9 protein-coding genes and 1 other RNA gene are annotated in these 9,539 nt (G+C 62.5%); 6 read left to right on the top strand and 4 right to left on the bottom strand.

Annotation, left to right across the window (positions count from 1 at the left end; translation table 11 throughout):
* Positions 1-21 precede the first annotated feature (21 nt).
* From GY725_11095 to GY725_11105, 3 genes are all read right to left on the bottom strand, one after another.
* On the bottom strand, positions 22-876 hold the full coding sequence (locus tag GY725_11095; GenBank protein MCP4004732.1) for an acyltransferase: 855 nt from the start codon (positions 874-876) through the stop codon (positions 22-24).
* A gap of 175 nt (positions 877-1,051) precedes the next feature.
* The gene (locus GY725_11100; protein ID MCP4004733.1) at positions 1,052-2,641 is read right to left on the bottom strand and encodes an ATP-dependent acyl-CoA ligase; all 1,590 of its coding nucleotides are present in this window, start codon (positions 2,639-2,641) and stop codon (positions 1,052-1,054) included.
* Positions 2,638-4,008, bottom strand: coding sequence for an amidohydrolase (locus GY725_11105; GenBank protein MCP4004734.1), 1,371 nt, complete (start codon positions 4,006-4,008; stop codon positions 2,638-2,640). The genes GY725_11100 and GY725_11105 overlap by 4 nt, the downstream gene beginning before the upstream one ends.
* Before the next feature lie 156 nt (positions 4,009-4,164).
* On the opposite strand from GY725_11105, the gene GY725_11110 reads away from it, so the two are divergent.
* The 4 genes from GY725_11110 to GY725_11125 all read left to right on the top strand — a co-directional run bounded on the left by GY725_11110 (position 4,165) and on the right by GY725_11125 (position 8,447).
* Entirely contained in the window at positions 4,165-4,788 is a 624-nt protein-coding gene (locus GY725_11110) for a TetR/AcrR family transcriptional regulator (protein MCP4004735.1), read from the top strand.
* A gap of 66 nt (positions 4,789-4,854) precedes the next feature.
* Positions 4,855-6,387, top strand: a complete 1,533-nt coding sequence (locus GY725_11115) for an amidohydrolase family protein (GenBank protein MCP4004736.1) — start codon at positions 4,855-4,857, stop codon at positions 6,385-6,387.
* A 53-nt stretch (positions 6,388-6,440) separates the two neighbouring features.
* A complete protein-coding gene (gene ald / locus GY725_11120) occupies positions 6,441-7,553 on the top strand; it encodes an alanine dehydrogenase (protein ID MCP4004737.1) in 1,113 nt (370 codons plus the stop codon).
* 204 nt (positions 7,554-7,757) lie between these two features.
* Complete coding sequence (locus tag GY725_11125) at positions 7,758-8,447, top strand: site-specific integrase (GenBank protein MCP4004738.1); 690 nt, start codon at positions 7,758-7,760, stop codon at positions 8,445-8,447.
* 24 nt (positions 8,448-8,471) lie between these two features.
* Here the strand turns inward: GY725_11125 and ssrA are convergent.
* Positions 8,472-8,835, bottom strand: a transfer-messenger RNA (tmRNA) gene (ssrA, locus tag GY725_11130).
* A 142-nt stretch (positions 8,836-8,977) separates the two neighbouring features.
* Here ssrA and GY725_11135 point away from each other — a divergent pair.
* Both GY725_11135 and GY725_11140 read left to right on the top strand, forming a co-directional pair.
* Positions 8,978-9,286: a zf-TFIIB domain-containing protein gene (locus GY725_11135; protein ID MCP4004739.1), complete on the top strand. Its 309-nt coding sequence runs from the start codon at positions 8,978-8,980 to the stop codon at positions 9,284-9,286.
* On the top strand, positions 9,279-9,539 hold a 261-nt coding region (locus tag GY725_11140), incomplete at its 3' end, for a 23S rRNA (cytosine(1962)-C(5))-methyltransferase RlmI (protein MCP4004740.1). The genes GY725_11135 and GY725_11140, both read left to right, overlap by 8 nt.

Genomic DNA, 9,539 nt, shown 5'->3' on the forward strand with positions numbered 1-9,539 from the left:
GTCGCGGATCGCTTCAACGAGCTACTTCACTAGAGCTCCATAGGCATCCGGGCGTCGATCCCTGAAGAAGCCCCAGTAGTTCCGGGTCTCCTCTACCACCTTGGTGTCTATCTCCGCGTGGACGATCTGGTCCTCGAGGCCCTTTGATTCGGACATGATCTCTCCTTTAGGATCCACGAAGAAGGAGTTACCACCGCCACCTCTACTGCCACCCTCCAGCGATTCGAAGACCGTGTTGGCAAGCCCTACATACATGCAATTGGCAATCGCGTGACCCTTCTGCTCTGCGACCATGACGGGGATCGACGGTCCCAGCGTGGCTGTGGGAACTAGCATCAGCTCGGCCCCGCCGAGGGCAAGACATCTTGCAGCTTCGGGAAAGTGCCTGTCGTAACAGATCAGGATGCCGATCCGGACGCCGAAAGGCGTATCGAAGGTCGGAAACCCCAGGTCGCCAGGCCTGAAGAAGAGCTTCTCGTCGCCCCCGACGCCCTCCCTGGAGAAGCTAGTCACACGCGGGATGCTCATCTTCTGGTAGGTCCCTATGATTTCTCCGTCGGGTCCGATCACCGCAGCAGAATTGTAGTTCTGCCCCGGGATCGTCTTCTGGAAGATTGGCGTCACGATTACGGTCCCAGTTTCCTGTGCCACCTTGCTGATCTTTTCCGTGGTAGGTCCGGGAATGGTCTCCGCGAGTTCGCAGTGCTTGATATCGAAGTCGTGGCACCAGTAGGCAGTATTGAAGAGCTCCTGTAGACAGATGATCTGGGCTCCGTCGTCAGCCGCCTCATGGATGAGCTTGGTCGACTTCTCCACATTTGTCCCCACATCCTTGACGTTCATCTGCTGAATCACGGCACACTTGACCTTCGGCATCGTTCTGTCCTCCTCCTGCGCGTGTCCCATCGGGCCGCCCAGGCTCGAAAGCTGATTGAGTACTCTTATCGGACAAACCTTACTCTGTGAACCTTTCTTCTTGCATCGAGCCTGCGCTGCAGCAGAGACCGGTTCGCCGCGCGATCAGATCGAGAGTCGTCCGTATGGACATGAGTCACCCCTCCGTCTCCAGGGACTCGCGCAGCTTGTTCTTCGCGACCTTCTCCAATGTCGAACGCGGCATGGAATCCACGAGACGCACTTCGTGGGGGTGCTTGAAATCGGCGAGGGCTTCCGCGCAGGCGGCTTCGATGTCCTGCACCAGGCCGTCAGGCGCCCGGGCGATACCACCATGGGGAATCACGAAAGCGACGGGGACTTCATCCAGCATGTCGTGCTTCTTGGCCACGACGGACACCTCATCGACGCCGGGGACCGACAGGATGACGCGTTCGATTTCCGAGGCGGCGACATTCTCGCCGCCGACTTTCAGCATGTCCTTGTCACGATCGCCCCACTGGATGAAGCCGTTTTCCAAGAGGACCACTCGGTCGCCGGTATCGAAGAAGCCGCATTCGTCGAAGCTCTCCTGTGTCGCGATCGAGTTGTTCAGATACTCGAGGAACAGCGAGACGCCGCGCACGCCCTTGATCTTGAGGCGGCCCGTATCGCCTGGTTCTACGGGGCGTCCCTCTCCATCGAGGATCGCGATTTCGTACATAGAGGCAGGCCGGCCGATGGACATGGGCGGACCCGGTAGGTGCGGGTCACTGACGATGCCGTGCGTGATCGTCTCCGTCATGCCCCACCAACCGATGGTGGTCACCTTGAAGTGATCGTCCCAGGGAGCCGAACAAACGCCCGTGCCCCATAGGCGGTAGTGATGCTCCGGCACTTCGTATTGCGCCAGGGCCTTGATGCAGAACGGAATGGTCGAGTTCCACGTGCACTTGTGTCTCAGCGAGACACTCCAGAAGCGGCTCGCGGAGAAGCGGGGTTGCACGACAACGGTTGCACCGGCCCACAAAGTCGCCAGCACCGAATAGGCCTGGGCATTCGCGTGGAACAGCGGCAGGTAACACAGATGCACGTCGTCCGGCGTCAGCGTCTCGTGCATGGCGTTGATCTTCCCGCCCCAGAGAGCATTGGCGTGGGTCCAGACCACGCCTTTGGGCCTGGAGGTCGTGCCGGACGTATATTGAATGCTCACCGGCAGCAGCGGATCGGCCGGGCGTTGGTGCGCGTCGGCGGGATCGCCATAGAGCCTCTCGAAGGACGAGGCGTGGTCGGGTCCCTTCCCTTGCGCTGGGGCGGCGCCGCTGTCGGTCTCCGTTACGGCAATCCACCGAATGCGCTTGCAGTGTTTCGACACGAGATCAGCCAGGGCCGGCTGCGAGATGGCCGCGACGGCTTCGGAATCATCGGCGAAATAGGCGAGCTCCTCGCCAGCCGAACGGACATTCGTCGTCACCGCCACGGCGCCCAGGTGGGCACAGGCATACCAGGCGAGGGTGGCTTCTGGGCAGTTGTCGAGATGGATGAGAATGCGGTCCCCCGGTCGGATGCCGCGTCCCGCAAGGCCAGCCGCCAGCGACCGGGTTGCTCGGTCGAATTCCCCATACGTCCAGGTCCGGCCTTCGCCTTCGAAGGGCTCCCAGATCAGGAACGTGTGATCCGCGCGCCGCGTGGCTTGCATGGAGACGAGCCGCGGCACGTCCCAACCTGCAAACAGGTTCACGCCCAACAGGTCATGACTGCTCGTCATCGGAGCCCCCCGCACTCCATGGCGAGCGCGGCTCTCTCCATCCGTTCCACCAGGCTCTGTGCCGCCTGAGTTGCCTCCGAGCAGACCTCTTCTTCATCCACGGTCTGCATGCGCCGATCGCGCATAACGACGCAGCCGTCGATCATCACGGTATCAACGGCCTCCGATTTCATGGAGTACACGAGATTCGAGATCAGATTGCTGGAGTGGCCAGTACTGATATAGGGCGAGAGGAAGGGGGAGTTCATGTCGACCAACACGAGATCCGCACGCTTGCCCACCTCAATCGAGCCGATTTCGTCTTCGAGCCCCAAGGCACGCGCACCGTTGATGGTCGCCATCTCCAGGACCGTTTGGGCCGGCAAGAGCTTCGCGTCCTTGTTGTTTGCCTTGTGCAGCAAGGACGCGAACTTCATCGCCTCGAAGATATCCCTGGAGTTGCTGCATACGGAAGCGTCGTGCCCGATGCCTACATTGATGCCGGCATCCATCATGCGTGGGATTGGAGCGATGCCCATGCCGCATTTCGAGTTGGACAGGGGGTTGTGAGATACATGAGCGCCGCCTTTCGCGAGCAGTTCGATGTCCTCATCGGTCATGATGACGCAGTGGGCCGCGACACAGCGCCGATCGAGCAATCCCTCATCGAACAACACGCGGACCGAACGCTTGCCGTGACGCTTGATGCTCTCCGCGCTGTCGGCTGTGGTCTCGTTCACGTGTACCTGAACGACGATGTCATGCTCCCCGGAGAGCCCCTTCAGCCTGCGAATCGTCTCGATGCCGACGACCGAAACCGATTCGATGCCCACACCAACGCTGATTCGCCCGTTCGCCCTACCAGCGAGCTCGGGTATCAGAGCCTCGTGTTCCTTCAGAACTTCTAACGAGCCCGATCCGGAGGGGAGGTCCATCAGAGCACAGGAAAGCGTCGCCCGGATACCGGTCTCATCAACGGCATCGGCGATCCTGTCGAGCTGACCCCACATCTCGTTGACGCAGGTGGTCCCTGACTTGATCGCTTCGAGATAGGCCTTGCGAGCGGCAACGTAGGCATCGTCTGGTGTCATTGCGGCCACCTCGGGATAGACCCGCTCCAGGAACTCCTCCAGCTCCAGATCATCGGCGAAGCCGCGCGTCATAAAACTGTGGGCGTGCAGGTCGACGAGTCCGGGTATGACCGCCTTTCCGCGACCTTCGATCACCTCTCCGGCGGAATACCGGGCGGCGAGCTCCGCAGTCGTCCCCACAGCGGCGATCCGATTGCCCTGGATGGCAATGGCGCCGTTTCTCTCGAAGATCCTTCGCTCGGCGTCCACGGTCACAATGGACGCGTTCCGGATCAGGAAGCTGGCCTGCTCTCTCATGAAATCCCTCCTGGACGGCCCCAGGGCATCGTTTGCTCGTGCCGGTTCGAGAGGCTTGATCCTTTGATATCGAGAAAAGCTAATAGAGTCAAGTTTAAAACTAAGTCGGGAAAGTTTTATCTTGCCTCTCGATCGCCGTTTCCCTATCGTGCAGTCATGGCAGAGGAACCCAAGGGGCTGCGGGAGCAGAAGAAGGCGCGGAGGCGGCAGCACATCATCGACGTGACAGTCGAGCTGGTCGGCGAGCTTGGGTACGAAAAGGTCACCGTAGAGGAGGTGCTGCGACGCGTCGGGATCAGCGCGCCGACCTTCTACAACAACTACTTCACGTCCAAGGACGACGTACTGCGGGCGGTGGCCCGGGAGTTCCTCGAGGCGGATGCGCTCGCGGCGGAGCAACAGTCGCGGCAAGCGTCCTCCGCGGCGAGCCGCCTCCGAAACCTGTACGCCCTGTTGGCCGACGAGATGGCGGCGGATCCTGAGCTGTGCCGGGCGCTCGTGCTCGCCGATGCCCTGAGCATCTACAGGCTACCGGGGCTGCGAGACGCCGAGACGCGCTGGAGCATGGCCCTCAAGGCGATTCTCGCCGAAGGACAGAAGCAAGGCGAGATCAGCCGGCGCATCCCTGCAGATCGGCTCGCCGTGTACCTCAGTGGCACCGTGTACACGACTGTCTGTGCATGGGCCACCGAGCACTCGACCATGCCGTCGATCCACGAGGCCCTGGAAGGAGCGCTAAACCTCTTTCTGCGCGGTGCGCAACCTCGCAGCAGGAAGTAGCGTGAACAAGCTCCGAGCGCTGGCACTAGACATCCTGTCAGGCGTGCTCCCCACGACGAGGTAGTCATGACGGCGCATACCTTCATCAAGAACGCACGCGTGTTAACCATGGATGACGAAGGTGGCGAGCATCCGCGCGCCAACATCCTGATCCGTGGCTCCGAGATCGAGAGCATCGGCCCTGATGTTGCGCCGGACGGTCGCGAACTCGCGCGGGAAATCGACGCCACTGGCATGCTGGTGATGCCGGGCATTACCAACGCCCACTTTCATTCGACGTTGAACATGCTGAAGGGGGTGCGCGCCATTCCTTTGAGTGTGCTGATTCTATCGGCCTACGAAATGGTCGCGGCGAGGGCGGGGGAAACGATGGACCCGGGGCTCGTCAGGCATGTCATCTCGGTAACCACATCGCTGGGTGCGATCGAGATGTTGAAGTGCGGCGTTACGTCGGTGCACGACGATGCACATCACTTCCTCAATCCGCTCAGCGCCGCCGTTCCTGCCAACGTGCAGGCCTATGCGGACAGCGGCCTGAGGGCCACCATCGCGCTGGCGCAGACCAATGTGGTGGAATACGACAAGTACCCCTTCTTGAAGGACAGCCTGCCTCCCGATATCCGCAAAGAAATGGAACAGACTGCGGACACAACGTCGGACGACGAGATCCTCGACAACTACCGTAGCTACATCGACCAGTGGCACGATACGGCCGATGGCCGCATCCATGCGGCGGTGTCCATCTCCTCGCCCGAGCGGGTAACGACGGAGCTGCTCTGTGCCGCCTATGCGCTGAGTCAGGAGCGAGGCGTGGTGTTCGAGGCTCACTGCCAGGAAGCGAAGTACCAGCGGATTCTGGCCGAGCAACGCCACAAGAAGAGCTGGATCGCCTACATGGATGAGCTGGGGGTGCTGAGTTCGCGCGTGCATCTGAACCATGTCGTCTGGACCGACGCGCGGGACATCGAGATCCTGGCACGGACCGGCACCACGGTCTCCCACAATGTTCACTGCAACCTCTTCATCGGAAGTGGCCTGATGCCCCTGCGTCAAATGCGAGAGGCGGGCGTGCCGGTGGGGATTGGTGTCGATGAGATGGATGCGAGCGGCACCATCAACCCTTGGGAAGTGGCGAAGATGGCCATGTTTGCACAGCACCTGAGCGATCCAGACTGGGAGCGCTGGCTAGGCGCTGGCGACATGTTGTGGTGCCTGACCCGAGGCGGGGCGCTCGGTATGAGTCGAGCAGATGAGGTCGGCAGGTTGGCGCCGGGTTGCCAGGCGGACTTGATCATGATCGATCTCAACACCCTGGCCTTCGCGCCGTTGAACGATCTACCCACGCAGCTGGTGATGGGCGATCAGGGCCGCTCTGTCGTGATGACCATGGTGGCCGGTAGAGTGGTCATGGAGAACGGGGTGGTGACCACCGTGGATGAGGAAGCCGTCAAGCGGGCTGTTCGGGAGCTGGCTGAGGTGTTGCCGCAAGGAGCGGACACCAGCCGTCTCTATCCGTACGCGAGACGCATGCAGTTGCGTGCGGAGGAGACCGATGTGGGTTTCGATCGCAGCCTGCACGCTCACTACAACCTGAACTAGCGGCAAGAGCGTGACAGAGGGCACCGAGAACTCTCGTCCGCTGGAGAGCGACCATGAGAATCGGCGTCCCGAAGGAAACTAAAGTGCACGAGTACCGGGTGGGGCTGATTCCCTCCGCGGTGCAGGAACTCAGCCGGGCCGGACACGAGACGAGGGTCGAGACCGGCGCCGGGGCCGGGATCGGCTTCAGCGACGACGACTACCGCGCTGCGGGTGCGGATGTCTGCCCAGACGCAGCGTCGGCTTACGACACGGAGCTGATCGTCAAGGTCAAGGAGCCGCAGCCCTATGAGTGCGCCATGTTGCAGCTCGGCCAGGTCCTGTTCACCTATCTCCACCTGGCTGCCGACCCGCGCCAGGCCAGGGCGCTCTGCGCGTCGGGCGCCACCGCAATCGCATACGAGACGATCACGGCCGACGATGGATCACTACCACTGCTGACGCCGATGAGCGAAGTCGCCGGGCGCATGTCGGTGCAGGTCGGGGCCGCATGCCTCCAGAAGGCGAACGGCGGGCGGGGTGTGCTACTCGGCGGCGTGCCCGGCGTGAGCCCCGCCCGCGTGGTGATCCTGGGCGGTGGTGTGGCGGGAACCAACGCGGCCGAAATCGCGGTCGGGATGCGCGCGGACGTCACCGTGGTGGACCGCTCGCCGAAGCGCCTCCGCGAGCTCGCCGGCCAGTTCGGTGGCTCCCTTCGAACTCGCCACTCGGCCGCCGAGGCAGTCGAGTCCTTGGTCTCTGACGCAGACCTTGTGATCGGCGCCGTGCTCGTGGCGGGCGCGGTTGCGCCCAGGCTGGTGTCCCGCGACCTGGTACGCCGCATGAGGCCGGGCTCGGTGCTAGTCGACATCTCGATCGACCAGGGCGGCTGCTTCGAGACCAGCCGGCCGACCACGCACGCCGATCCGACGTTCGTCGTCGACGACGTCGTACACTACTGCGTCGCCAACATGCCCGGTGCCGTCCCCCGTACCTCCACCTTCGCGCTCGGCAACACCACCCTCCCCTTCGTCCGAGCGCTGGCCGACCACGGCTGGGAGAAGGCGATGGCCGACGATCCACACCTCGCACGGGGGCTGAACGTGCACGCCGGAGGGATCGTCTGCGACCCGGTGGCACAAAACCTCGGGATCCAGTCCCGGGAGCACCCGGTGGCCGTACAGTGAAGAAACGAGCAAGCGCACCGGTTGCGATGTGATTGGACCGGCTGCACCAGGCGGAGAACGAGGGGCCTCAAACTCGAGCACTCAGGCGACAGTAGAGGTGCTGGCCTCGTAGCCCTCGTCGCGGAACACCGTTCCTGGTCGCGTTCACGCCTCGGCGAGTCTTCGCCATCCCGTTGGCTGCACGTCCGATGAGAGATCCGCGAAGTGCCCTCCCTCCCGGCCGGCGAGATCCAGGTCGAGCAGTACGCACCCCAAACCCCGCACGTCGAGACGGTCGCAAAGGTCTACGCCGAGATCCCGATCCCGAAGCTCGGGATCTTCCTCGCTCGATCGCGGATGGGACTGAGGCCGTCCGAGGCAAGACGGCTAGACGTCTCCGACCTGAAGCTCGGACAGGGCGGAGGTATCGCCGGAGCCTACCTACTGATCCCCGCACGGAAGAGCAAGAAGAAGCGCTACCGGATGCTCAACGTGCCGGAAGATCTAGCAGCTTGGTTCAGCCATCCCGAGGTGGTGACCGCCTTCGAGCAGATCTCTCGACGGTTCGGCCGGGAGCCTCTTTTCCGGAATCCGAACGGCTACGGCGACGGCCGCTGGAAAGAGACCAGTGAGAAGCGCGCGCTAGCAAAGGCGTTCCAGGCAGCCGGCGTCGAGCCGATCCGGCCGAACGAGATGGGCCGCCAATTCTTCGCGACCGAGCAGGTGAACGCCGGAGAGAGCATCTACGCAGTGAAGGCGCTCCTAGGACACTCGGACATCAAGAACACCGAGCGCTATGCGAAGCTGCGCCCCCAGAAAATCGCGGCCAGCGGAGCGAAAGTAACACCGATCGGGATAGGGGCGAAAGTCGATAACGGCCCCCCAGCGGCCCCCAGCAGTAAAAACGAGGAGTAGAAGTGCTGGATTTACAAAGGTTTTTGGTGGAGGCGGCGGGAATCGAACCCGCGTCCGCATAGCTTCTTTCGCCCGCGTCTACGTGTGTAGCCCCGTGTTTAGTTTTAGCGCGCCGTCTGGCCCCGGCACCCGCCTAACGACGCGCGAGTCGGGAGTTTTCTCGTCCGCATCCCCCCGACGTGGAGTTGGACCAGCCCGATGAATATGACACCCCCGCAGCTCATCGCGCGTCGGCTGCGGGCGTGCTCACTGTACTTAGGGATTAACTAAGCAGCGAGAGCGAAGTTTTCGTCGGCAACTAAAATTGCCTTGCCGCAAGTTTTACGAGGACACAGCACCTCGACACGCAACGGACGACGTCGACCACCCGTCGAAACCGATCGCCCCCTGAATCTGACCTGATTCTAGGCACTTGGGGCCTTTCGTCAAGCCGGAAATAGAGCCATTCGGCAGCCCGGGAGGGTAGCTGAACAGCTGGCGAGGGCGTTTGCTAAAGTCCGCAGAGTCTCGAATAGAAGGGGATTCCAGCCATGTCGTTCAAGAAGCCGACCGAGGGCGAAAATGAGTACTTCGCCCGCGAGGACGCGGAGAAGATTGAGGCGGGGCACGTCAAGGCGGCCGCAGAACAGCGGGCGGCCGAGCGCCAGGCCAGACTGGGAACCTGCCCCGGAGGCTGCGAGACCAAGCTCGCGCAAGAGCCTTTCCAGGCGATCGTGATCGACCGCTGCCCGACCTGCGGCGGTGTGTGGCTCGATCCGGGCGAACTCGGCGAGATCGCCAAGGACAAGTCGAGCACGGTGCGGGAATGGTTCGACTTCTTCAGTCACAAGAGTGGTTGATCGAGCCAGCGTCGTCGTCCGGACAGGACGCGAGCGCTCCATAGGACTCGGGCATCCCTGGATCCTGTCCGGCAGCGTCGAACGTGTCGAAGGCCAGCCCGCTGCGGGTGATCTGGTGCGCGTGCTCGACGCACAGGGCCGGGTTCTGGGGCACGGCGACTACGATCCGAACTCGCAGATCCGCGTGCGCGTGCTCGCCTTCGGAGAGTCGCGGAAGCTCGACGAAGACCTCGACGAGAAGTGGTTGCTGCAG

It is taken from the genome of bacterium (genome assembly GCA_024226335.1).
In the GTDB taxonomy this organism is placed as follows: domain Bacteria; phylum Myxococcota_A; class UBA9160; order SZUA-336; family SZUA-336; genus JAAELY01.